General features: G+C 63.9%; 20 protein-coding genes. 5 read left to right on the top strand and 15 right to left on the bottom strand.

Annotated elements, in window-relative coordinates:
* Positions 1 to 28: 28 nt before the first annotated feature.
* From recO to L8U58_RS07035, 13 genes are all read right to left on the bottom strand, one after another.
* A complete protein-coding gene (recO, locus tag L8U58_RS07095) occupies positions 29 to 778 on the bottom strand; it encodes a DNA repair protein RecO (RefSeq protein WP_035001715.1) in 750 nt (249 codons plus the stop codon).
* 17 nt (positions 779 to 795) lie between these two features.
* Positions 796 to 1,191 carry a DUF4282 domain-containing protein gene (locus L8U58_RS07090; RefSeq protein WP_035001712.1) on the bottom strand — a complete coding sequence of 132 codons (396 nt, stop codon included), beginning with the start codon at positions 1,189 to 1,191 and terminating at the stop codon, positions 796 to 798.
* 3 nt (positions 1,192 to 1,194) lie between these two features.
* The gene (locus L8U58_RS10240; RefSeq protein ID WP_035001711.1) at positions 1,195 to 1,779 is read right to left on the bottom strand and encodes a DUF4282 domain-containing protein; all 585 of its coding nucleotides are present in this window, start codon (positions 1,777 to 1,779) and stop codon (positions 1,195 to 1,197) included.
* 140 nt (positions 1,780 to 1,919) lie between these two features.
* Positions 1,920 to 2,939 carry a GTPase Era gene (gene era, locus L8U58_RS07080; RefSeq protein ID WP_034992254.1) on the bottom strand — a complete coding sequence of 340 codons (1,020 nt, stop codon included), beginning with the start codon at positions 2,937 to 2,939 and terminating at the stop codon, positions 1,920 to 1,922.
* Between the two features lie 10 nt (positions 2,940 to 2,949).
* Entirely contained in the window at positions 2,950 to 4,353 is a 1,404-nt protein-coding gene (locus L8U58_RS07075; RefSeq protein WP_034992257.1) for a hemolysin family protein, read from the bottom strand.
* The gene (ybeY, locus tag L8U58_RS07070) at positions 4,350 to 4,928 is read right to left on the bottom strand and encodes an rRNA maturation RNase YbeY (protein WP_034973253.1); all 579 of its coding nucleotides are present in this window, start codon (positions 4,926 to 4,928) and stop codon (positions 4,350 to 4,352) included. The genes L8U58_RS07075 and ybeY overlap by 4 nt, the downstream gene beginning before the upstream one ends.
* 44 nt (positions 4,929 to 4,972) lie before the next feature.
* A complete protein-coding gene (locus tag L8U58_RS07065) occupies positions 4,973 to 5,968 on the bottom strand; it encodes a PhoH family protein (protein ID WP_034974701.1) in 996 nt (331 codons plus the stop codon).
* 11 nt (positions 5,969 to 5,979) lie between these two features.
* Positions 5,980 to 6,792, bottom strand: a complete 813-nt coding sequence (locus L8U58_RS07060) for an RsmE family RNA methyltransferase (protein WP_269955014.1) — start codon at positions 6,790 to 6,792, stop codon at positions 5,980 to 5,982.
* 3 nt (positions 6,793 to 6,795) lie between these two features.
* Positions 6,796 to 7,944, bottom strand: coding sequence for a molecular chaperone DnaJ (gene dnaJ / locus L8U58_RS07055; protein ID WP_035001709.1), 1,149 nt, complete (start codon positions 7,942 to 7,944; stop codon positions 6,796 to 6,798).
* Between the two features lie 112 nt (positions 7,945 to 8,056).
* Positions 8,057 to 9,082: a heat-inducible transcriptional repressor HrcA gene (hrcA, locus tag L8U58_RS07050; protein ID WP_034992272.1), complete on the bottom strand. Its 1,026-nt coding sequence runs from the start codon at positions 9,080 to 9,082 to the stop codon at positions 8,057 to 8,059.
* Between the two features lie 26 nt (positions 9,083 to 9,108).
* Positions 9,109 to 10,353 carry a radical SAM family heme chaperone HemW gene (hemW, locus tag L8U58_RS07045; RefSeq protein ID WP_269955013.1) on the bottom strand — a complete coding sequence of 415 codons (1,245 nt, stop codon included), beginning with the start codon at positions 10,351 to 10,353 and terminating at the stop codon, positions 9,109 to 9,111.
* 4 nt (positions 10,354 to 10,357) lie between these two features.
* Positions 10,358 to 11,158, bottom strand: coding sequence for a hypothetical protein (locus tag L8U58_RS07040; protein ID WP_070550735.1), 801 nt, complete (start codon positions 11,156 to 11,158; stop codon positions 10,358 to 10,360).
* Between the two features lie 126 nt (positions 11,159 to 11,284).
* Entirely contained in the window at positions 11,285 to 13,123 is a 1,839-nt protein-coding gene (locus L8U58_RS07035; RefSeq protein WP_269955012.1) for an AMP-dependent synthetase/ligase, read from the bottom strand.
* A 263-nt stretch (positions 13,124 to 13,386) separates the two neighbouring features.
* On the opposite strand from L8U58_RS07035, the gene L8U58_RS07030 reads away from it, so the two are divergent.
* On the top strand, positions 13,387 to 15,555 hold the full coding sequence (locus tag L8U58_RS07030; RefSeq protein WP_269955011.1) for a 4-alpha-glucanotransferase: 2,169 nt from the start codon (positions 13,387 to 13,389) through the stop codon (positions 15,553 to 15,555).
* 103 nt (positions 15,556 to 15,658) lie between these two features.
* On the opposite strand, the gene L8U58_RS07025 is transcribed toward L8U58_RS07030, so the two are convergent.
* Both L8U58_RS07025 and L8U58_RS07020 read right to left on the bottom strand, forming a co-directional pair.
* Positions 15,659 to 15,880 carry a hypothetical protein gene (locus tag L8U58_RS07025; protein WP_051891465.1) on the bottom strand — a complete coding sequence of 74 codons (222 nt, stop codon included), beginning with the start codon at positions 15,878 to 15,880 and terminating at the stop codon, positions 15,659 to 15,661.
* Positions 15,881 to 15,911: 31 nt separating this feature from the next.
* Positions 15,912 to 18,083 carry a M3 family metallopeptidase gene (locus L8U58_RS07020; RefSeq protein WP_269955010.1) on the bottom strand — a complete coding sequence of 724 codons (2,172 nt, stop codon included), beginning with the start codon at positions 18,081 to 18,083 and terminating at the stop codon, positions 15,912 to 15,914.
* Between L8U58_RS07020 and L8U58_RS07015 the strand changes: the two genes are divergently transcribed.
* From L8U58_RS07015 to L8U58_RS07000, 4 genes are all read left to right on the top strand, one after another.
* On the top strand, positions 18,082 to 19,563 hold the full coding sequence (locus tag L8U58_RS07015) for an alpha/beta fold hydrolase (protein WP_269955009.1): 1,482 nt from the start codon (positions 18,082 to 18,084) through the stop codon (positions 19,561 to 19,563). The genes L8U58_RS07020 and L8U58_RS07015 overlap by 2 nt on opposite strands.
* Positions 19,564 to 19,620: 57 nt before the next feature.
* A complete protein-coding gene (locus L8U58_RS07010; protein WP_269955008.1) occupies positions 19,621 to 20,895 on the top strand; it encodes a MalY/PatB family protein in 1,275 nt (424 codons plus the stop codon).
* 11 nt (positions 20,896 to 20,906) lie between these two features.
* Complete coding sequence (locus L8U58_RS07005) at positions 20,907 to 22,868, top strand: ABC transporter ATP-binding protein (protein ID WP_269955007.1); 1,962 nt, start codon at positions 20,907 to 20,909, stop codon at positions 22,866 to 22,868.
* A 68-nt stretch (positions 22,869 to 22,936) separates the two neighbouring features.
* Positions 22,937 to 24,304, top strand: coding sequence for an aspartate aminotransferase family protein (locus L8U58_RS07000; RefSeq protein ID WP_420839861.1), 1,368 nt, complete (start codon positions 22,937 to 22,939; stop codon positions 24,302 to 24,304).
* The last annotated feature ends 22 nt before the right edge of the window (positions 24,305 to 24,326 follow it).

The following is a 24,326-nucleotide window of genomic DNA, read 5'->3' as shown; positions in this document are numbered from 1 at the left end:
CTATCTTGCCACACGCCCGCGACCGCCCCTATAGCGCCGCGTACGCCGGACACCCGACCTCTAGCTGCTGCCGTACGTGCGCCAGCACAAGGCGGTGCGCCGTCGCCGCGATGTCCTGCCCCTGATGGTTGCGGATTTCTTGGGCTGCTTGGTCATGACGCCCCCTTTTCAGCAACCACAACACGTGCACCGCCGCGGACGGAGGCGTGAATGCGCCCGGAGGTCTACACGTCACGCACACCGCACCCCCGGCTGCCGGGTGGAAGGCCCGGTGAGGGCCGGGTTTCCCGCACTGCGCACAGTCGACCAGGCTGGGTGCCCAACCGGCGACCTCCAGGCCATGCAGCACGAACTCGTCGGCCACGCACACGGGCGGTAGGTCTGAGGTGATGAGTTGCTGGAGTGCGGCGTCCAGAAGAAAGAAGATCGAGTTCGACGACGAAGGTTCGGCGGCGAAAACCTGGGCCATCTCCAACATCGCCGCGGCCGCGTAGAAGCGATCGACATCCGCGACGATACGCGAAGCGTAGGTGGCGACGGTGGCGGCGTCCGTGACATTTGCCAGCGAACGGCCGGGGTAAATCTGCACATCGACGCGGGAAAAGCGATCCAGACGAGCGCCGAAGCGGGACCGGGTCTTGCGGATTCCCTTGGCGACGGCGCGGATCAGACCATGATCCTTCGTTAGTAGAACGAGGATCAGGTCGGCCTCGCCCAACTTGTGGGTGCGAAGCACAAAGGCCTCGTCCCGGAAGCTGGGACGAGACCTTCTACTCATGAGGAGCAAGTATAGCGCTAGGCAGCCAGACCCCGCTGCTTGATGCGACCCCAGGCGGCTGCGGTGCTTACCAGCGCAACAGCGATCTCCATGATGACCCGGACAATCACCAGGTTGATCAGCGACTGCAGAACAATGATCAGGGTCAAGACCACCTTGGCAGCCGTGTTGTCTCCAATAGAGGAAACAGATTCCGTCTCATCGGCGCTCTCAGCGGCGCTTTGATCGAAGCCATCACTGTTCACCGTGATGTTGAATTGAAACGCATCAGTCCACGTTGCTAACAAGAAAAACACCAGATTCAGGGCAACGATGACGAAGGCGATAATGTACAGCACACGCAGGAAAGGCCTGGTTGCGTACTTCGAAAAATCCAGGTTGAAGAGGGAAGAAAAGAAAGATTCGTTTCCCATGGGCTACCCCCCAAAGCTGGAGTTACGCGCCTGCCGCTCGTCGATGGACTGCACCGACTGTGCAGTGCGAATGATGGAGACTGCAACTTCCAGACCAACGCGATAAAAGGCCAACCAGGCAATTGCGCCCAAGATCACCAGTGGCAGAAAGATGATGGCTGCGACAGCGGAAGATCCATCCTGACTCATTGCAACGATCAGTCCAATAACCGCGAGCAGCACGAACAGGCCAATAACGACCATCAGCAGAGTGTACAGCACCTTCACCACGGACGGCGTGACGTAGCGGGTGAAGCTGAAGTCGAACAGGGCGGCAAAGAAGCCGTCCTTGTCCGCGCCCGTCGTCATGTTTGCCTGCTGGGCGTTCGGGTAGGCAGCCATGCCGTAAGGAGCACCTGCAGGCTCGCCATATGGAGCGGAGTTGTACTGGCCCGGCTGGCCGTAAAGGTTCTGTGGATCCTGCTGGAAAGAATCCTGCGGGTAGCCCTGGGTAAAGTCGCGGGTAAAGTCCTGGGTCTGATCCTGCGGGTTACCCTGTGCACCGCCCTGGGAATCATCAGAGCCAAACGGGTTCTGTGGAGTTGTCACTAAAGCCCTTCCTAGCGCCACCACGGGTGGCATACGTTCGCTTGTTCGCTATCGGTTAATAGGTCAATTCAACGTATCGCATTTCGCAACGTTGCACCGGGCGAACAGCATATCCCCAGGCCGGGACCGTTACCCCCGAGCTAGAACCCCATCCGCCCCAGCTGCTTCGGATCCGACTGCCAGTTCTTCGCCACCTTGATGTGCACGTCCAGGTAGATGTTCTGGTCCAGCATCTTCACGATTTCCAGCCTCGAGCGGTGGACGATGCGCGACAAGCGCCGCCCGTCCTTGCCCCGCAGAATCGCCTTCTGCCCTTCGCGTTCCACATAGATGACCGCATGGACATCCAGCACGCCTTCGCGCTGCGGGTTCGGCAGAACCTCTTCGATCTGCACGGCCACGGAGTGCGGCAGCTCGTCATGCAGACCGTCCAGCGCCGCTTCGCGGATCAGCTCCGCCATGCGGGTATCGCGATCATCATCGGTCACGTGATCGTCCGGGTAGAACTTCGGCCCCTCCGACAGGTGCTCACGCAGCACGTCCAGCAGCACATCCAGCTGCACCTGCTTGGTGGAGGAAACCGGTACCACGTCCGCCCCGTCCAGCAGCTCGTGCAGCGCCAGCAGCTGTGCGCCGACCTGGTCCTTGGAAACCTTGTCCAGCTTCGTCACCACGCCGATCAGCGGGGTTTTCGGCGCGACGTTGCGGACGGCCTCCACGATCCATCGATCACCGGGGCCGATCTTCTCGTCCGCGGGCACGCACATGGCGATGACGTCCACATCCGAGTACGTCTCCTTCACCACCTCATTCAGCCTCTCGCCCAGCAGCGTGCGTGGGCGGTGCAGACCGGGTGTGTCCACCAGGATGATCTGCGCGTCCTCGCGGTGCACAATGCCGCGGATCGGGTGGCGGGTCGTTTCCGGTTGGTCGGCGGTGATGGCGATCTTCTCCCCCACCAGCGCGTTCGTCAGGGTGGATTTACCTGTGTTGGGGCGGCCGACGAAGCTGACGAACCCGGAGCGGAAGCCCTCGGGCGCGCGGTATTCTTCCGGCACCTGCAGCTCTTCGGGGGCAACGGCCGCCCCGTCCGCACCGTCGGGCATGCCCGCGCCCGGGTCGAAGGGATCTTCGGGGATGTAAGGATCGTTCATGGTCATCAAGTATCCCTTATTGCTGTTCTTTATCGCTAGCGCTGTTAGCTTGGCCGCTGTTTCTTGTGGACGCCGCCACGGCCATACCGCCTGCCGCCCCACCATCGTGGCCGGCATCGCCAGTGCCATCAGCCTGCTGTTCGCGGCTAACCACGGCGGAACGAATCTTCACGCGCCCACGCCGATCGCGACCACCCTCGTAGCGGAAGTGTAGGCCAGCGGTCGTAATCTTCGCCCCGGGAATCGGCACCCTGCCCAACTCGAAGGCACCGAGTCCGTAAACCGTATCCACTTCCTCGTGCTGTTCTTCGCTGAACTCCACGTCGCCGTAGAGTTCCTCCAGCTCGTCCAGGGACAGTCGCGCCTGCACCCGGTAGCTGCCGTCGTCCAGCGGCTCGATCGGCGCTTGTTCGGAAGCATCGTATTCGTCCGCGATCTCGCCGACGATTTCCTCCAGAATGTCCTCAATGGAGATCAACCCGGCCACTGCACCGTATTCGTCGATGAGCATCGCGATGTGCACCTGGTCGCGCTGCATGTCCTCCAACAGGTCATCCAGCTTCCGAGAATCGGGCACGAACACCGGCGGACGCATGCAGTCCCGCACCAAGGTGGAGCTGCCGCCGTCGCGCATGTGATAGGTCTCTGCGATGAGGTCTTTGAGGTAGATGACGCCCACAATGTCGTCCACATCATCGCCCACCACAGGCAGGCGGGAAAGACCGGTGCGTACGCATAGACTGGTTGCCTGGCCTGCGGTTTTATCGGCCTCGATCCACACCATTTCCGGCCGTGGCACCATCACGGAGCGCGCCGACGTGCTAGCGAGGTCAAACACGGATTGGATCATCTTCCGCTCGTCGTGCTCCACCACGCCACGTTCGGAGGCAATGTCCACCATCTCACGTAGCTCAATTTCGGAGGCGAAGGGGCCGTTGCGGAAACCCCGGCCGGGCGTCAACACATTACCGGCGCGCACCAGCAGCTTGGCGATGGGACTTAGGAGCTTGGATAGACCCAGCAGGATCGGGGCGGTGGCCAGGCTAATTGTGTACGGATTTTGCCTACCAAGCGTGCGCGACAGCACGCCGATCAGGATGAATGTCAGCAGCGTGACGATCAGGATGGCCGTGGCATAGGCCCAGCCGCGCGAGCCCATCAGCTGCACGCAGGCGGAGGAAGCCAACACCGCGCCGGAGACCTCGCAGATGGTGCGGAGCAGCACCAACAGGTTGATGTGCCCGGCGCGCCCCTCTAGCACCCGTTCCAACCGGACCGCGCCCGGGCGGTCCTCCTTGACCAGGTTTTCCACCCGAGCGGCGGAGAGGGAGGACACTGCGGCCTCCACCAGCGAAAGCACGCCGCCGAGAACAAGGGCGAGGACTGCAAAGGGAATGGCTAAGGGGATGTCGATTGTCATGAATTAGGTTCAGTATCGCCGGGGATGTCGCCGTGGGTATCGTCGCGGTCTGCAGCGCTGGGGAACGCCCCGGCGCCCGTGGGCTTGGGGGCGAAGCTGACCCCACGCTCTTCCTGCGAGTCGTACCAATTGGCCAGGATCTCGTTCTGCAGGGCGAACATCTTCTGTTCTTCTTCCGGGGTGACGTGGTCGAACCCCAGCAGGTGCAGCACGCCGTGGACGGTCAGCAGATCCAACTCGTGTGCCAGGGAATGGCCCGCGCGCGCCGCCTGCCCCTCGGCGAAGTCGGGGCACAGCATAATGTCGCCCAGCATCGCCGGCGAGGGCTCCGCCGCGTCCTTGCGGCCCCAACCGGGCGTCAATTCGTCCATAGGAAAGCTCATCACATCGGTAGGACCGGGCAGATCCATCCAGCGAACATGCAGGTCCTCCATGGTCTCCAGGTCCACGATGTGGATGGAAAGCTCGGCGGCCGGGTGCACGTCGAGGGTCCACAGGGCGTAGCGGGCGACGTCGATCAGCTCTTCCTCGTTGACCTCGCCGCGGCCGGATTCGTTAAAAACTTCGATGCTCATGGGTGCTAGTTGCCTCTTCGTAAGTGCTTCAATTCTGGTCGCTGCTAGATTTCGTTTTCCATCTCATAGGTGCCGTAGGCCTCCACGATCTTGGAGACCAAACGGTGGCGCACCACGTCGTCCGAATCCAGATTGATGATCGAAACGCCATCCACGCCCAGCAGGACCTGGCGGGCGACCTTCAGCCCCGATTCCTGCCGATCCGGCAGGTCCACCTGGCTCAGGTCGCCGGTGACCACCATCTTGGAGCCGAAGCCCAGGCGGGTGAGGAACATCTTCATCTGCGCCGGGGTGGTGTTCTGCGCCTCGTCCAAAACCACGAAGGAATCGTTGAGGGTGCGGCCGCGCATGTAGGCCAGGGGCGCGACCTCGATCACGCCGGTATCCATCAACCGCGGGATCGTCTCCGGATCCACCATTTCCCGCAGCGCATCGTGCAGCGGGCGCAGGTAGGGGTCAATCTTGTCACTGAGAGTGCCGGGCAGGAAGCCCAGCTTCTCCCCCGCCTCCACGGCTGGGCGGGTCAGGATAATGCGGTTGACCTGCTTGGACTGCAAGGCCTGAACCGCCTTCGCCATCGCCAGATAGGTCTTGCCGGTTCCTGCAGGGCCGATGCCGAACACAATGGCATCCTCGTCGATGGCCTCCACATACTCGCGCTGGCCAGGAGTCTTGGCGCGCACGGTCTTGCCGCGATAGGAGACGATGGGCGCGAGGTCGCCACTGGAAATCAACTCCGTGGCCTGCTTCTCCACCAGGGAAATGGCTCGCCGCGTGGCCGCGGGATCCACCGCGTGGCCGCGATCCACCAGATTGATCATCTCCTGCAACACCCGGCGTGCCTGGGAGACCTCGGAGGCCTCGCCACGGATCGTCACGCGATTGCCGCGGGTCAGGATGTCCGTATCGAAGGCGAGCTCCAGCACCCGTAGGTTTTCATCTGCCGGGCCGGCGACAGCCACGATGGAATCCGGGTCGAACTCCACAGTAGAGCTGGCTACGCGGGGGCGCGGTGACCTGGCGGAGTTGGAAGACGTCATGTGAATAGATCCTACCGCCAACGCTCCGTCACAGCGCCGATGGCGCCCAGGGCCACCGCCGCGGCGGTGGCGGTGCGCAGCACCTCCGGCCCCAGCCGGACCGGGGTGGCGCCCAACTGTGCCAACTCTTCCAGCTCCTCGCGGCCGATGCCTCCTTCTGGTCCGACGACCAGGGCCAGCTCGGTGGCACCCGCGGACACCGCGGCGGTCACGGCCGCGGGAAGCGGCTCGGTAGCTTCCTCGTGCAGTACCAGCACGCGGGTGGTGTCGGCTGCGCCGGTGTTCCCGGCAGCGCCACTGTTATCGGCGGCGCCACTGTTGCCGACTGCGCCGGCCTCTCCGAGCTCTAGCACCCGGGCGAGTTCCCGCGGACTACGCACCAGCTGGGTGACCTCCGGGATCTGCAGGCGGCGGGACTGCTTCGCCGCCGCGCGGGCAGCGTTCTCCCACTTCGCGTGCGCCTTGGCCTCCTTGCCATCCCACTTCGCGATCGCCCTGCGGGCCGCCCACGGGACAATCCGATCCACGCCCGCCTGCACCATCAGGTCCACAGCCAGTTCCGCCCGGTCAGACTTTGGAATCGCCTGCACCACCGTCACCCGCGGGTGCGGGACGGGAAGCTGCAGAATGTCGGCGACCTCCACGGTGGCGTCACCAAGAAAAGAACACTGCACCGCGCGAGTGGTGCCGTCGGTGACAACCAACCCCTCCCCGACCTCGAGACGCTTGACGGTGGCGTGCTTGGCCTCCGCGCCGGTCAGCCGGAAGCGATCCCCGGCCGCGATGGGCTCGGGGATGGGGTGGATGAACACCGGATCGGTCATGGGCTAACGGCCAAACTTCGAGCGGAGGCGGGAGAAGAAGCCATCGTGCGACTCGTCCTTGGTGGCCACACCGGCGTTCTGGGAGCTGGCCTCGCGCAGCTGCTCCAACAGGTCGCGCTGCTTGTGGCTCAGGTCGGTGGGGATCATGACCTCCACGTGGGCGATCAGCGAACCGTGGCCTTCGCGGCGCAGGTGAGGCATGCCCTTATCCGACAGGCGGATGGTGGCATCCGGCTGAGTACCGGGGGCGATGTCCACGGTGGCGACGGAATCGTCCAGCAGCTTCACTTCTACGGAGGTGCCCAAGGTCGCCTCTACCGCCGGGACCTGCAGGTTCACGTGCAGATCATCGGACTCGCGGATGAAGTAGGGGTGCTCGGTGGTGTGTACTTCCACGTACAGGTCACCGGCCGGGCCACCGCCGGGACCGACCTCGCCCTTACCGCTCATGCGCAGACGCATGCCGTCGGAGATACCAGCGGGGATAGAGACCTTGAGGGTCTGACGATCGCGCACGCGCCCGTCGCCCGCGCAGTTTTCGCACGGATCCTGGATGACCTCGCCGGTGCCCGCGCAGCGGTGGCAGGCGCGGCGAACCTGCACGCGCCCCAGCATGGAGTTCTGCAGCTCCATGACCTCACCCACGCCCTGGCAGGTAGGGCAGGTCACCGGGGCTGCCTTAGAGGCAGAACCGGTGCCGTCGCACACGTCGCACAGCACGGCGGTTTCCACGGTGATCTCGCGATCCACACCGGCGTAGATTTCCTCCAGTGAAGCCTCGATCTTCACCAGGGCATCGTTGCCGCGGCGCACGCGGGATTGGCGCGGCCCACGCTGGCCACCACCACCGCCGCCGAAGAACGCATCGAAGATGTCCCCCAGGCCACCGCCACCGAAGCCGCCGAAGCCGCCCGCTCCCGGCTGGCCGAAGCCCTGCTCTTCCGGATCCCCACCGGCGTCCACGATCTGGCGCTTCTGCGGGTCGGTCAGCACCTCCTGGGCAAGGGAGATTTCGCGGAACTTCTCCGCGGCCTCTTCAGAAGGGTTGACGTCGGGGTGGTACTTGCGAGCCAGGCGGCGGTACGCCTTCTTGATTTCGGCGTCCGTAGCGTCGCGATCCACACCGAGGATTCCGTAATAGTCTCGAGCCACGTTCAGCGGGTCCTTTTCACGTCTATCTTGAGTTGCTTGCGGTTGCTTGCAGTTACTTGCAGTTGCTTATCTGCGGTCTTATTCCTAAACCAACTGCATTAGTCTACTATTCCTACTCTTCGCTCAAAATCCGCGAGACGTAGTGCGCCACGGCCGTCACCGAGGAAATCGTGCCGGAGTAGTCCAGGTGCGTCGGGCCCACCACACCCATGCCGCCGAGCACCGCGTTGGCGTTGCCATAGCCGGTAGATACGACGGAAGCCCCGCGCAGCTCCTCGTCCTCATTCTCCTCACCGATGCTCACCTGTACATGCAGGTCGCGCACGCTATTCAGCAGTTTCAGCACCACCACTTGTTCCTCCAGCGCCTCCACCACGGGTGTCAGCTCCGAGGTGCGCATCAGGTTCGGGGTGCCCGCCAGGATCAGCCGGTCGTTGGGCCGCTCCAGCAGGGTCTCCACCAGCACAGTCGTCACCACAAGCGCAACGTCCCGCAGTTCCTCCGGCATACTGTTGCCCTTGGCCTCGTTGGCCAGCGCGGCGATGTTCGTGCACGCGTCGTCGAGGGTGCGCCCCACCATCGCGGAGTTCACCAGGTCGCGCAGCCGCGGCAGGTCGTCGTCGCTGATCGGCTGGCCCAGATCCACGTTGCGCTGGTCCACGCGCCCAGTATCGGTGATCAGCACCAGCAGAATGCGGTGGCTTCCCAGCTTCACCAGTTCGCAGTGCTTCACCCGGCCACGCCGCAAGTCCGGCATCTGCACCACCGCCACCTGGCGGGTGAGCTGCGACAGCAGCTGCACGCTGCGGCGCAGCACGTCTTCCAGATCCACGCCGTTTTCCAAGAAGTCCAGGATCGCGCGCCGCTCGGGCGTGCTGAGTGGCTTGATGTCGTGGATGCCGTCGACGAAGCGCCGGTAGCCCTTCACCGTGGGAATGCGCCCGGAGGACGCATGCTGTTGCGTGATGTACCCCTCGGCTTCCAGCACCGCCATGTCGTTGCGAATCGTCGCCGAGGAAACACCCAGTTGGTGCCTGTCCACCAGCATTTTCGAGCCCACCGGTTCGTGCAGGGCGATGAAGTCGCTGACGATCGCCCGCAGCACCTGGTTCCGTCTGTGTTCAGTTCCGCTGGACAGTATCTTCACCCCTTACGTGAGTCCGGCTATAGCCCGAGCGCCAGCACAATATCGGTGACTATTCCGTCGGCTAGGTAGCGCCCTTTATCCGTCAATCTTAGGCGCTCGCCGCGATTGTCCAGCAGCCCCAGGCCGGTGTATCGCTCAATCACCTGCTGGAGCTCGGCATTCTCATCGCTACCGGCTAGCTGCAGCCCTTCGGCCAGTCGCAGCTGCAGCATCACTTGTTCGGTGCGCAGGTCGTCGTTGCTTAAGCGCTCGGTCGTCACCACCGACCCTGGCACGGGTAGGCCGTCCTTTCTTGTGGACGCCCCTTCGCCCTCGCCCAGCAGACCATCCCAATAGGTCGCTGGACGCTTCGCATTCACCAGCCTCACCAGGCCAGACTCGCTGTGCCGCTCCCCGCGCAGCCACACGCATCCGTGGGCGCCGGGGCCGGCGCCCCACCACTGCCCGGAGCGCCAATAAATCAGGTTGTGCTGGCATTCGCCGCCGGGTTTGGCCCAGTTAGAGACCTCGTACCAGTTAAATCCCGCCTGGCGCAGGCGGGCGTCGATGGCGTCATAACGATCAGCGAGGGTGTCCTCGTCCGGGGCGGGCAGCTCGCCGCGCCGCACCTTCCGCGCCATGGCCGTGCCGTCCTCCACGATCAGGGAGTAGGCGGAGACGTGGTCGACGTCCGCCTCCAGCACCGCGTCGAGGGTGCGCTGCAGGTCCTCGTCCGTCTCGGTGGGGGTGCCGTAGATAACGTCCAGATTGATGTGCTCGAAGCCCGCCCGCTTGGCCTCGCGGGTCGCCTCGATGGGGCGGCCTGGGGTGTGCTGGCGCTCCAGAACCTTCAGCACATGCCCCATGGCGGACTGCATGCCTAAGGAAATGCGGTTGAAGCCGGCCTCGCGCAAGTGCTCAAAGAACTCCGGGCTGGTGGATTCCGGGTTCGCCTCGGTGGTGATCTCTGCATCGGCTGCGAGCCCCACGGCGCGACGCGCAGCGTTCAGCGCCCGGGCCAGCCCCTCGTACCCCAGCATGGAGGGCGTTCCGCCGCCGAAGAAGACGGTCTGCACCTCGCCGGGGTAATCCCACACCTCGGCGGCGACCTCCAGCTCGCGTTCCAGCGCATCCAGGTAGCCGGGGATGGTGTTGCCATCCACAGCCCTGCCTTCTATAGCGCTGCCTTCGGCCGCGCTGAGCTCCTGCGGAGTGTACGTGTTGAAGTCGCAATAGCCGCAGCGGGTAGAGCAAAAGGGAACGTGGATATAAAGGCCGTGCATACTACTAGACTGCCGTGCCGCGCTTCCGGCGCTGCAGTCGGCCGACGATCTCCTCCACCCGGGCGCGCTCGACCAGGAACTCCGGTGGTGCCTCGCCGCGCATACCCGCGGCCAGCTCCGGCTGGCGGTCAATCACCTCGCGCCACTGGGCAACCAGCTCCATCGTGCGCTGTTCGGCCTTCACATAGACCTGCGGCAGCAGAACGGACTGGGATTCCAGCGCGCACTGGGTCTGGTTGACTACCCAATCCTCCACCTCGCGCAGATCCGCGCGGATGTGCTCGGCTTGTTCGCGCAGCCACATGCGCCAGGAGGCCGTGGAGGCCATCGTCGCTGGGGCGGAATTCTGCGCCCCGGCAGGGGAACGGTCAGCGTTGCTGGGGTTGGTGGCGGTGGAGGCGGTGGCGTCACCAAAAGAACCACGAAGACGCGCACCCACCTGGCGGGAGGCGCCGGGCTTTTTATGCATGAAGCTCAAGGTGCGGCCGGGGTGCGGGTAATCGCCGCTGGTGGTGGCACCGAGGGCGCGTGGGGTGCGGGAGGGGGTCACGCCCGACATGCTGCCCGCGCGCACGCCGGAAACGAAGGCTTGGCGCAGGCCGTTGAGCTCGGACAGGCCGGGGCGGACCTCCGCGCGCCCCTCCGCGACGATCTCCTCCAACTCAAGCAGGCAGTCTTCCACCAGGTCGGCATCCCAATCGGCGATGGCCTGGGAGACGTGGTTGATGTAATCGGCGATCTCGTCGCCAATGTCGTAGATGTTTTGGGTGAGCTCGCGAACGCGCAGGGCAGCGTCGTAGTGCACGCGTTCTCCTCTCCCCGAGCCCGTCAGTAGCCCAACATCTGGTGGTTGATATCGCGACTAACTTTAAAACACGAACACCGACCCTGCGCGGAGGCTTGGCCGGTGTGGTGGGGTGGAATTCTTAACTTATTTTGAGTTGTAGATCCAGGCGATATCGTCGGCGAAGTTCTTCGCTACAACGAAGCGCTTCAGCTTCAGCGACGGGGTGACCTCGTCGTTCTCCTCAGTGAAGTCGCGGTGGACGATGCGGAACTTCTTGATGCCCTCGGCGTGGGAGACAGTAGCGTTGGCCTCGTTGATCGCGTCCTGGATCTCGGAGCGCAGAACCGGGTTCTTCGCCAGCTCGCGGATGGAAACATTGTCCGCGATGCCATTGTTTTCCTTCCACTTCTTGGCTGCTTCCTCGTCCAGGGAGATCAAGGCGCCGACGAACTTCTGGTCATCGCCCACGACCATGGCCTGGGAGATCAGCGGGGCGGAGCGCAGGATGTCCTCCATCGGACCAGGCGAGACATTCTTGCCGCCGGCGGTCACGATGATTTCCTTCTTGCGGCCGGTGATCTTCAGGTGGCCGGTGGGCAGCAGCTTGCCCAGGTCGCCGGTGCGGTAGAAGCCGTCCTCGGTGAAGGATTCCGCGGTGGCTTCCTCGTTCTCCCAGTAGCCCGCGAAGACCATGTCGCCCTTCAGCAGGATCTCACCGTCGTCGTCGATCTTGACGGTGATGCCACCCAGCGGGCGGCCGACCGTGCCGATGATGTTGTCCGGAGCGAAGTTAGTGCAGGCTGCGGCGGTGCACTCGGTCAGGCCGTAGCCCTCGTATAGGGTCACGCCCACACCGCGGAAGAAGTGCATGAGCTCCGGGTTCAGTGCGGAGCCGCCGGAGATCGCGTAGTCCAGCTCGCCACCCATGGCCTCACGAACCTTGGAGTAGACCAGCTTGTCGCCGATCGCACGGTTGATCTTCTGCTTCAGGGTGGGGCCTTCGTCAGTGTCGAGTGCGTGCGAGTAGTCGACAGCAGCGCGCTCTGCGAAGTTAAAAATCTTTGCCTTGACGCCGCCACCCTCAGTGGCCTTGGACTTCACGCCCGCGTGGACCTTTTCGAAGATGCGGGGCACGGAGCAGATCAGGTTCGGCTTGGTGCGCTGGAACTCGGCGACCAGCGTGCTCATGTCGCTCCAGTGGGTCTGGGTAGCGCCACCGACGGTGGCGGCGTGCGCCATTGCGCGGGAGAACACGTGCGCCAGGGGCAGGAAGGTCAGCTTGCGGTAGCCGAAGGACGCGGCGCGGCCGACCGGGTGGGTCAGGATGGCGCGGGCCTCTGCCAGCCAGTTGTGGTGGGTCAGCTTGCAGCCCTTGGGGCGGCCCGTGGTGCCGGAGGTGTAAACGATGGAAGCGACGTCGGTGTGCCGGGTGTTGGCGATACGCTCCTCCAGAACCTCCTGCTGAATACCGGCTTCCTTGCCGTCGTTAATCAGGATGTCGATCGCGCCACTGTTGAGCTCCAGCACGCGGTTGAGGTGCGCGGAGTCGTCGACCTCCGGGCGGTCGCCTTCCTTGACGAAGGTAGACAGGCGGGTGGTGTGGCCAGACTTCTCAGAGATAGCCAGCTTCGCGCCGGAGTTGCCCACAATCCACTCGCACTGGGAGGTGGAAGAGGACGGGTAGATCGGCACGGTGATCGCACCGGCGGCCCAGATGGCGTAGTCCAGAACGGTCCACTCATAGCGGGTGTCGGACATGATAACCACGCGATCGCCAGGCTCGATACCGTTGGCGACCAGGCCCTTGGCTACCGCGTACACGTCGTCCAGGAACTCGGCGACGGTGACGTCCACCCAGTCGAAGTTCTTCGGGCGCTTAAACAGCACCCCATCCGGGGATTCGGCGCCAAGATCGCGAACTGCCGATAGGCAGGTCTCGTGCTCGTCGATCGTATATAGGGCTTCAGAGGTGTACTCCGTCATGCTGCTCCCTTTGCTTATGTCCTGACAGTTGCCTGACCTGGTCCTTTACGTGAAAAACGGGCGTATCTTGGGTTTGATCGCCCGTCGCTTCAACGTGATTAATACTTCTACAACCATATATGAGTGGTGTGGGTCACGCCGAACCTTCACTAAAAATGTACCGCGAGATCCCGCCCACGCTAACCCCGGCTTCCTCCCGCTACCCTCCGCTCCCCCATGAACTCTGGTCAAAAGAGTGGAAGAAGCTCTGCTCAACCTGCACAATGGCAGTTGTGACTAGCTCTGTGGAACCCGGCGGACAGATCGCCCCCGATGTCAACGCAATCCTCAACGAACTGGCTGCCGAATGCGGTGTGGCCACCTGGTACACCGGCCAAAACGGCCAGCGGGTGGATGTGAAAAGCAGCACCGTACTTTTCGCGCTCCGCGAGTTGGGACTGAATCTGCCGGAGGATCCATCTGCACTGACCGAAGAGGTTGTGCAGACTGCCATCGAGGATCTGCTGCGCACCCGCTACAGCCGCATGATCGCCCCTACCATCACCGCCATCGCCGACCGCCCGCGCACCCTGCACGTCCACTGCATCGATGGCGAATCTTTGCAGGTGCGGGTCCGCACCGAGGACGGCGACACGATCGAGCTGGAACAGCTCAACGAGTGGGTGGATCCCATCACTGTCGGCGCGGAAGCCACCGCGACCACCTTCGGCACCGCCACCTTCCAACTGCCCGCCCTGCCGGCCGGCTGGCACCAGATCGAGGCGCAGGCGGAATCCACCGAAGCGACCTCCACTCTGCTGGTCTCCCCGCAGTCGCTGGAACTGCCGGAAGCCCCACGCACCGGAGTGATGGCGCAGCTGTATTCCCTGCGCGATAAGGACGCCTGGGGAGTTGGCGACTACGGAACGCTGGAGGTTTTGAGCAACTCACTGCAGAAGCTCGGCGGGGCGGACTTCGTGCTAGTCAACCCCATGCACGCTGCGGAAGCAGCTCCCCCAGTAGAGGATTCCCCCTACCTGCCGACCACCCGCCGCTACACCAACCCCATCTACATCCGGGTGGAAAACACGCCCGAGTACGCCGCACACCCCGAGCTCCACGCGGAAATCCAGCAGCTGGCCGAGCCACTGAAAAAGCGCAACCACACCGCTGAATTGTTGGAGCGGGACCCGGTGGTGGCGTCCAAAATTAAGGCACTGCACCTGCTGTACACCGCAGGGATCGGCGACGAGCGCACCGCGCAGCTGCGCGACTTCCGCGAGCGCGAGGGCGAAGGCTTGGTGGGCTTCACCGAATGGTGCGAGCGCGCGGCTAACGATCCATCACTGACCAACGATTTCTTCGCCTGGATGCAGATGCTGTGCCAGGAACAGGAGCTACACGCACAGCAAACGCTGACCGAGCACATGAGCATCGGCCTCATGGCGGATCTGGCCGTCGGCGTACACCCCGGCGGCGCGGACGCCCAGACCCTGGCCGACGTGTTAGCCCCCGGAGCCAGCGTTGGCGCCCCACCTGACGGCTACAACCAACAGGGTCAGGACTGGTCCCAACCCCCGTGGCACCCGTGGAAGCTGGCCGAAGAGGGCTACCGTCCGTGGCGCGACATGCTGCGCACGATCCTGCGCACCGCCGGTGGCATCCGCATCGACCACGTGCTGGGGCTTTTCCGCCTGTGGTGGATCCCGCGGATGGAATCGCCGACGCTCGGCACGTACGTTACCTACGACCACGAGGCTCTGGTCGGCGCGCTGGTGCTGGAAGCTCACCGCGCCGGCGCTGTCGTGGTCGGCGAGGATCTGGGCACCTTCGAGCCGTGGGTGCAGGACTACTTGGCCAGCCGTGGCGTGATGGGCACCTCAATCGTCTGGTTTGAGGGCGACGCAAATGGGGCCAAGGCTCCGGAGGCATACCGCCGCACCTGCCTGACCTCCGTGACCACGCACGACCTGCCGCCGACCGCCAGCTACCTGCGCGGCGGGCACATCGACCTGCGCGAAGAGCTGGGAGTGCTGACCCGCAGCTCGGATGAGGAATTCGCCGAGGATGCCAACTGGCAGGTCGACGTGCTGGGGACTATTGCCCGCCACGGTGCCTTCCAGGGCATGGACTGCGAAAGCTACTTCCTCAACGACCTGCGCCAGGAGCTGGACGACCCGCGGCACGGGCGCGAGCGCCGCCCGGACGTCTCGTACATCCTGCGCGCCATGCACCGCTACATCGCGCAGACCCCGTCGCTGCTGCGCTGTGCCGCCCTGGTGGATCTAGTGGGTGACCTGCGCGCACAGAACCAGCCGGGCACTACGCAGGATCTGTATCCGAACTGGCGGGTGCCGCTGTGCGATGGGCAGGGCAACCCGGTGCTAGTGGAGGATCTGCCGAACATCCAGCTGGCCCGCGAGGTGCTGTCCGCCACCCGCGGCGAAGGCTAGAGATCGAGGGTTAGAAGAATGTGGTGGCCAGCCAGGCCACCAGCAGCAGAACCAGCAGTAAAGCCAAAGCCTGGCGCACCTTAGAGTGGTGTTTCATCGCCTGTTAGTCCTCCTGCTTGTCGCTTGCTGGGTTTGTGCTCCGGCTAGCCCATAGCTCCCGCAGCGTGAGCGCGCCGTGCACGCGCTTTTCCTCCGCACTTGCGGGGAAAATCCGCAGCGCAATTACCTGCCATACTAAGGCCAGCACGGTGCAAACAACGAATAGGGCAAGGAACACCAGCGGCGTTTGGATCCACACCGGCGCGTTGATCAGCCATTCCATCATTGTTTTGATCTTGCCCTTTCTTTCTTGACGCCTACCCCTGGCTCAACCCGCGACGGTGAAGTAGCGGCTGCACGCTGCGCTGCTGGCCGCGGAACATCCAGAATGCGTCTTCGAAGTCGATGCTAGCGCCGCGCGAAAGAATAATGCGGCGGAAACGCTCGCCCGCGAAGCGGACATCATCGTCGTCGAGAACCGGGGTGGCGTCATTAGATTCCGTACCGGACTCCCCCACCGCAGCGCCGGTATCGACGAAGGCTTGGAAACCGTCGGCATCCAGGACCTCGGCCCAAAGGTAGCTCCAGTAGTCGGCGGAGTAGCCACCGGCGAAGATGTGGTTGAAGTAGGTGGAGCGGTAGCGCGGGGCGAGGGCACCGTTGACGTCCACCCCGGCGCGCTCCAGAGCTTCGGCTTCGAAGGCTTCGACCTGTGCGACAGCGTCCTCGGTGGCAGCCTCGAGGAGCTTCTCCGCCTCCGCGGCAGACAGCTTGTGCCAGGCCAGGTCCAACCAGCAGGCCGCCAGGAACTCGGTGGTGGCCATGCCCTGGCCCCACTTGGCTTGGGCGCGGATCGCGTCGACGAACTCGCCACTGATGACCTCCCCGGTCTCCACGTGGCGGGCGTAGTTGTGCAGCACGGCGGGTTCCAGCGCCCAGTTTTCGTTGATCTGGCTGGGGAATTCCACAAAGTCGCGGGGAACGTTGGTGCCGGACAGCGTTGGGTAGCGCACGTCGGAGAGCAGGCCGTGCAGGGCGTGGCCGAACTCGTGAAAGACGGTCTGCACTTCGTCGAGGCTCAGCAAGGCCTGTTCGCCTTCGGCGGGCTCGGCGATGTTCATCACGTTGACCACCACGGGAGCTTGGCCCAGCAGGTTGGACTGTTCGACGAAGGAGTTCATCCACGCGCCACCGCGCTTGGTGGGGCGGGCGTACATGTCGGTGAGCAGCAGGCCGATGCCGACGGGGGCGCCGGCGCCCTCGGAAGCGTCAGCGCCCTCGGTGACCTCCCACACCCGCACACCTGGCGCGTAACCGGCCAGGTCGGTGCGTTCGCGCACGTCGATGCCGTACAGGCGCTTGGCGGCGAAGAATGCCCCGTCGACCATCACCTGTTCCAGCGGGAAGTACTTCTTGAGTTCTGCCTCGTCGACGTCGAGCTCCTCGGCGCGCAGTTTGGCATCCCAGTACGGCCAATCTGCGCCGGTGAGGGCGCTTTCCCCCTCCCCGTCTTCCGCGGTGGCTGTGTCCGCTGCGCTTTCGGCTCCACTGACGGCCATCTTGTCCAGAGCCCGTTTGAACTCGCCCTGCGCATTCGCCACGGCGGCGGGCGTCACCTGATTAAGCAACTCCTCGACGGCCGCGAGGCTTCCCGCGGTCTCGGCAGCAGCGACGAACTCGGCGTGGTTGGCAAAACCCAATAGCTCGGCGCGCTGGGCGCGCAGGTGGACGATCTGCAGCAGCGTGGCCGCGTTGCTATCGGCCGCGCGGTTCAACGATGCCTGGTGCACCTTCGCACGCGCCGCCGGGTTATCCAACGATTCCAGCACTGGCTGGATGCTGGGCAGGCCCAGGCGGATCAGCCAGCCTTCCTCCCCGCGCTCGGTGGCGGCCTTGGCGAAGTATTCCTTGTCAGATTCGCTGAGGCCCGCTACCTCGGCTTCGTCGGTCAGCAGCACCGCCGCATCTTCGGTGGCGGTCTGCAACTGCGCGCCGAAGGCGGTGGTCAGTTCGGCCAGCTGCGCGTCGATGTCGCGCAGGCGCTCCCGCTGGTCGTCGTCTAGCTCTGCACCACCGCGGATGAAGCTCTTCTTCAGTTCGCGCAGTAGTGCCTCTTCCTCGCTGCCCTCCGCCTGCTCGGGCAGGGCGCAGATGCGCTGCCACAGCGTGCGGTTCAGCCAGATTTCGCTGAAGTGCCGGGCCAACTCCGGGCTGATCGTCGCCTCGATCTCGCGCACCTGATCAGTGGCATGTGCGCCCGTATAATTAAAAACAATGGCCAGCACGCGCTGCAGCATCTGACCCGATTCTTCCCACGCCTCGGCGGTGTTTTCCCAGGTGGGAGCCTCGGGGTTGTTCGCGATCGCCGCGATCTGCGCGGCGTGATCCACCAGTGCAGTGCGGAAGGCGGGCACCAGCTCGGCTAGGTCGATTGCCGCGAAGTCTGGCAGTTCATAAGGCAGTTCGGAAGCGTTTTGGAGGTAATCCATGATCCCCCACTCTATCCCTGAGCCCAAGGACTACGTTGATGTGGCCATCAAACAGGGGCGCACACGTGGCTTCCTCCGCGGTTCCGTCCTCCGCTTCGAGTCCATCCCCTACGCCTCGGGCGAACGCTTCGCCCCTCCTTCCCCTGCTGTCCCTTTTCAATTCTTCTTCGGCGACCCCTCCACCACCACCCACCGCCAATCCCTATCCGTCACTTGCCCGGTCGACGCACCCCCTTCCATCATCGAGTCTGACTTCCATCCCAGAGCCAACGCTGGAACTGGATCTACCCCCACCGACGGCACCAGTCCCGGGGCACCAGTGATCGTGTTCATCCACGGTGGTCGCTACGAGGAAGGCTTCGCCGACGAGCTCTGGTACCAGGGTGTCCGCTTCGCCGAGGAGGGTTTCGTATACGTTTCGCTGAACTACCGGTATCGCTTTGAGGGCTTCCTTCCCCTCGTCGACGAGCAGCGCCCGGCCGACATTGATCCTTCAATAGACCCAAACACAGAGCCGGAGTATTACCGCGGCGCCGAAGATATCGTCGTGGCACTGCAATGGGTGCGCGACAACATCGCCGCTTTTGGCGGTGATCCAGAACAAGTCACACTGATGGGCCAGTCCGCCGGCGGTGCTCTGACGGCATGGACTCTATGCAATCCCCGCACCGAGGGCTTGGTACACCGCGCCGTGATCCTCAGCCCTGGTTTCCCGCGCGAAGGCTGGCCGAGCCGCGAGCATGTTGCCCGTGCCCTCCTCGGCGGTCCTCTGACAACCAAGCACCTGTCCCGCCTCACGCCGGATCAGCTACAACGTGCCTACCGCCGCTTTGCCCGGATCTATCGCACGGACTGCGCGGTGGGCCCCTATCCTTTCCGGCCGAATCAGATGCGGGACGTACCTCTGCTGGTCGGCACTCTGCGCGAGGAGTTAGTGCAGATGCCCTTCGCTCGCGCCCTCGACAAGCACTTAAGCTCCAAGAACCCGCTGGTTCGGCAACCGGCTAAGGTCTTGGCACGGTACGCGGAACGGGCGCTGCAGGCGCGGGTGCGGTGGGCGTCAGAAAACCCGGTGGGAATGGCCATCGGTGATTCGGCCATTAAACGCTGGGCCGTGGCGATCATGGAGGAAAAACGCGATACAACCTGGGCCTACGAGTTTCACGGAAGCCAATCAGCTTGGCACTGCGCGGATCTGCCTTTGGTTTTTGACGCCCTTAAGGTCGCGCCCAAAACAGTGAAGTATTTCTGCGGCGAGTCCGCGGCCGAGCGCTTACAGCCACTGGCGACGGAGTTTCACGGGATCGTCGCGCGCTTCGCCCGCGGGGAGGATCCGGAGTGGCCGCGCTATGGTTCGCGACGTTTGGTGCGGCGCTTCGACACGGATGGGGCGGCGCGCGGCGAGGTGACCCGCGAGGTGGCCGAGGATGCTTATCAGCAGATTCGCGAGGATTACCCGGAGCTCTACCCACGCTACTAAGCGGCAATGCAGCACCCATACTAGACAGCTCGGTCTAGAATGCTAGGGTGGGAAGCTATGAACGCCACACCCCAGAACAACAGCTTCCCGAACGCTAGCCACCCGAACGCCGGCCGCCCGAACGATACCGTGACCGTCCCCGACCTCGACACCCTGCGCGCCCGCGGGACGATGAAGTGGACCGTCTACGACGAGGGCGTGCTGCCGCTGTGGGTCGCCGAGACCGACTTCGACACCTGCCCCGCCGTCAAGCAGGCCATCCAGTCGGGCGTGGATCGCGAATACTTCGGCTACGAGCGCCGCAACGGTTCCGTGGAGAAGGCCCTGGCAGGCTTCCTATCCCGCCGCTTCGACTGGCAGATCGACCCGACGTGGGTGCGGCTGGTCCCGGATGTGGTTAAGGGCGTTGCTGCAGCTATTGATGAATTGACGCCGCAGGGCTCCGACGTGATCGTCCCAGTGCCGAGCTACCACCCGTTCTTCGACGTGCCGAGTGCAGTGAACCGCCCGAAGGTCGAGGTGGAAATGACCAAGAGGGGCAACAAGAGCCCGCAGGGCGCCGAGGACACAGAGGAGTGGGCCTTCGACTACGAGGCCCTAGAAAAGGCCTTCGCTAGCAGCGAAAACCCGGCGGGTGTGGGCGCGATGATCGTGTGCAACCCCTACAACCCTTTGGGGCGCGCGTGGCGCCCGGAAGAGTTGGCCAAGCTGGTGGAACTGGCCGACAAGTACAACGTCCGCCTGATCTCCGACGAGATCCACGCGCCAGTGGTCTACGCCCCGCACAAGCACGCTCCCCTGGCGACGCTCAGTGAGGCAGCCGCGCGGGTGACCGTGACGGTGCTGGCGACCTCGAAGGGCTGGAATACCGCGGGCCTGCACTGCGCGCAGATGATCTTCACAAACCCGGACGATCGCGCAGTGATGGCTAAGGTCAGTCCGCTGCGCACGGGGTCTTCCTCCACCCTGGGGCAGGTCGCCGCCGAGGCCGCCTACACAAACGGCGAAGCATGGCTAGATAACGAACTGGAGTACCTGCAGGGCAACCTGGATCTGCTGGAACGCCGACTACCGGAGGTGCTGCCCGGCGCGAAGTTCACCCGCCCCGAGGCCAGCTTCCTGCTGTGGGTCGACCTCAGCGCGGTACCGGGGCTGGAAGAAAACCCGGGTAAGAAGCTGCTGGAAGGCGCACGCGTGGCCTTCAACGAAGGAACCATGTTCGGCACGCAGGGTGCGGGACATGTGCGTATCAACTTCGGAACGTCGCGGGAGATCCTCAACGCGACCCTGGATCGCATCGCGGAATTCGCTAAGACGAACCTGAACGGTTAACTTGGCACAGTGTGATCAAAGCCTTCAGCCGAATTCTGCGCTCCACTAAGGAACTGTGGCCCTTCTACATCATCGTGATGATCACCAGCATCGTCACGGCGGGACTAGCCCTAGCCACTCCCTACCTGGTGAAGCTGGCCACCGACACGATCGTGGAGACCGTCGGGGGCGGGGGTGCTTCTGACGCCGCCATCGAGGGCGCCACAAAGACCGTCATCTGGCTCGCCGTCGGCCTGCTGGCCGTGGAGCTGGCCAACACCCTCATCCACAACATCGGCGGCTGGTTCGGCGACGTGATGGCCATGCGAATGCGCCAGATCCTGTCCAACCGCTACTACGCCAAGCTTTTGTCGCTGCCGCAGGGATACTACGACAAGCAGGTCACGGGCACAATCATCTCCCGGCTAGACCGCTCCATCCTGGGGCTGACGGACTTCATCAAGTCCTTCGCCAACAACTTCTTCTCCATGCTGATCACCGTCACCATGATCTTGGTGATCACGGCCATCTACTACTGGCCACTGGCGCTGCTACTGGCGATCATCTTCCCGATGTACCTGTACCTGACCATGCTGACCTCCAAGAAGTGGATGGTGTGGGAGAAGGAAAAGAACGAGCACATCGACGTAGCCCAGGGTCGTTTCGCGGAGGTCATCGGCCAGGTGAAGGTAGTGAAGTCCTTCGTATCCGAGCTGCGTGAGCTGCGTCTGTTCCAGAAGCACTTCGCCGACACGATCCAACTGACGCGCGAACAATCCCGCTGGTGGCACTTCATGGACGTCCTGCGCATGGGCGGGATGAACCTGATCTTCTTCGGCATCTACCTGATGTTGTTCTGGCGCACCCTGCACGGCGACTTCACGCTGGGCGACATGGTGCTGCTGCTGCAGTACGTGGTGATGGCTCGCCAACCGGCCGGCATGATGAGCTGGATGGTGGATACCGCCCAGCGTGCCGCCGCGGGCTCCCGCGAATACTTCAAGACTATGGAGGAGCTGGAGGAACCATCGGCCACCGCTCCCCTGCTGGAGGCTGCCCGCCCGGGCGGGCCGATGCTGGTCTCCCAGGAGGACGTGGATCAGGCTGTGCAGCCGCAGCTTTCCGCCCCGGAGAACGGGCCGGTGATCGACTTCGATCACGTCAGCTTCGAATACACCAAGGGCGAACCCGTCATCCACCAGGTCACCTTCCAGGCGGCCAAGGGCGACCAGATAGCACTGGTCGGTGAATCCGGTGGCGGCAAATCCACCCTGGTGAACCTGCTGCTAGGCCTGTACCGCCCCACCGAGGGGCAGCTGAAGATGTGCGGAAAGGACGTGGCGGACATGACGGCCGCGGAGCTGCGCAGCTCAGTCGGCGTGGTGTTCCAGGAACCCGCGTTGTTCTCCGGCACCGTGCGGGAAAACATCGCCTACGCGAAGCCCGACGCGACGGATGAGGAGATCGAAGCGGTGGCCAAGCGCGCCTTCGCCCACGACTTCATCATGCACTTCAAGGATGGCTACGACACCCTCATCGGCGAGCGCGGCCTGCGCCTATCCGGTGGGCAGAAGCAGCGCATCGCAGTGGCCCGCGCCATGCTGAAGGACGCGCCGGTGCTGATTTTGGACGAGGCCACCTCCGCACTGGATACCAAGGCTGAGCGCGTGGTTCAGGCCGGTCTGAACGAACTGATGGTGGGCCGCACCACCATCGTCATCGCCCACCGCCTGTCCACCATCGCCGACGTCGACAAGATCGTCACCCTGGACAAAGGGCACGTCTGCGAGGTCGGCTCCCCGGCCGAGTTGGCAACCAGCGGCGGTATCTACAACGAGCTTTTGCAACTGACCAGCTCTTCCTCCGCCGCCGACCGGGCGCGGCTGAAGCGCTTCGGATTCAGCGAACCGGTCGCCGAGGACGACGAAGACTACGACGAGTACGACAACTTCGACGAGAGCTTTGCGGAGCAACCCACCCAGGAGCAGTCCTAGGCAGCATCTCCGCTGCTAACGCCAACGTGCAAGAGTAGCCTGGAAGAATGACTGAGTTACCCCCTAGCATCACCGAGTTCACTACCTTCGACGGCGCAAAAGTTGGCGTCGGCACCGAAGAAGCAAAGACCGCAGAGCAGCAGGTACGCGACAACGACAGCAACTACGTATTCCACAGCTGGTCGGCGCAGGAAAAGATCAACCCGCAGCCGCTGAGCTACGCCGAAGGCCCGTGGATCTACGACTACCAGGGCAACGGCTACCTGGATCTGGGCAGCCAGCTGGTGAGCGCCAACCTGGGCCACGCGCACCCGAAGCTGGTGGAGGCAATTCAGCAGCAGGCCGCACGCATCACCAACCAGAACCCCGCGTTCTCCAACGATGTTCGTAGCGAGCTGGCCAAGGAGATCGTGGAGCAGGCGCAGGGCGACTTCTCCCACATCTTCTTTACCAACGGCGGCGCAGACGCCATCGAGCACGCCATCCGCATGGCTCGCCTGACCACCGGCAAGTCCAAAATCCTGACGGCTTACCGCAGCTACCACGGCGCTACTGGCTCCGCAATTATGGCCACCGGCGAGGCACGCCGCCACGGCAACCCCACCACCGACGGCGACGTGAAACACTTCTGGGGGCCGTTCCTGTACCGCAGCGCCTTCTACTCCACCACCCCGGAGGAAGAGTGCGCCCGCGCACTGCAGTCGCTGGAGGAAACTCTGGTGTACGAGGACAACGTGGCAGCAGTGCTGATCGAGTCCGTCGTGGGATCCAGCGGCATTATTGTCCCGCCAGAGGGCTTCCTCCAGGGCGTACGCGACATCTGTGACCGCCACGGCGCGCTCTACATCGCCGACGAGGTCATGGTCGGCTTCGGCCGCACCGGCAAGATGTTCGCCTACGAGCACGGTGGCGCGGACCTGCAGCCGGACCTGGTGACCTTCGCTAAGGGCGTGAACTCCGGCATGGCGCCGCTGGGCGGCGTGATGATGAACGAGGCTGTGTACCAGCGCTTCGCGGACAAGCCCTACCCGGGCGGCCTGACCTACTCTGGCCACCCGCTGGCTGCGGCCCCGGGTCTGGCTGCACAGAAGGTATACCGCGAGGAGAAGATCTTCGAGAAGGTAGCCGACCTAGGCGAGCGCGTGATTGCCCCGGCGCTGCAGAAAATCGCGGAGAACCACCCGAGCGTTGGCAACGTCCGCGGCAAGGGCTTCTTCTGGGCTGTCGAGTTCGTCAGCGACCAGGAGGCCAAGACCCCAATGGGCGGCGAGGCCATGGGCGCGTTCGGCGCGGAGCTGAAGAAGGCCGGCATCTGGCCGATGGTTTCCGGCAACCGCCTGCACTTCGCCCCGCCGCTGATCACCACCGAGGAGCAGCTGAACTGGGCTCTGGAGATCGTCGACCGCGCTGCTTCGGTCGTTGACCAGGCACTGTAAGGCTTTCCAAGCCACGGCGCTG

It is taken from the genome of Corynebacterium macclintockiae, from assembly GCF_027570165.1.
GTDB lineage: Bacteria > Actinomycetota > Actinomycetes > Mycobacteriales > Mycobacteriaceae > Corynebacterium > Corynebacterium macclintockiae.
The sequence above is the reverse complement of the archived record's forward strand: the minus strand, read 5'-3'. Positions and strand labels throughout refer to the sequence as shown.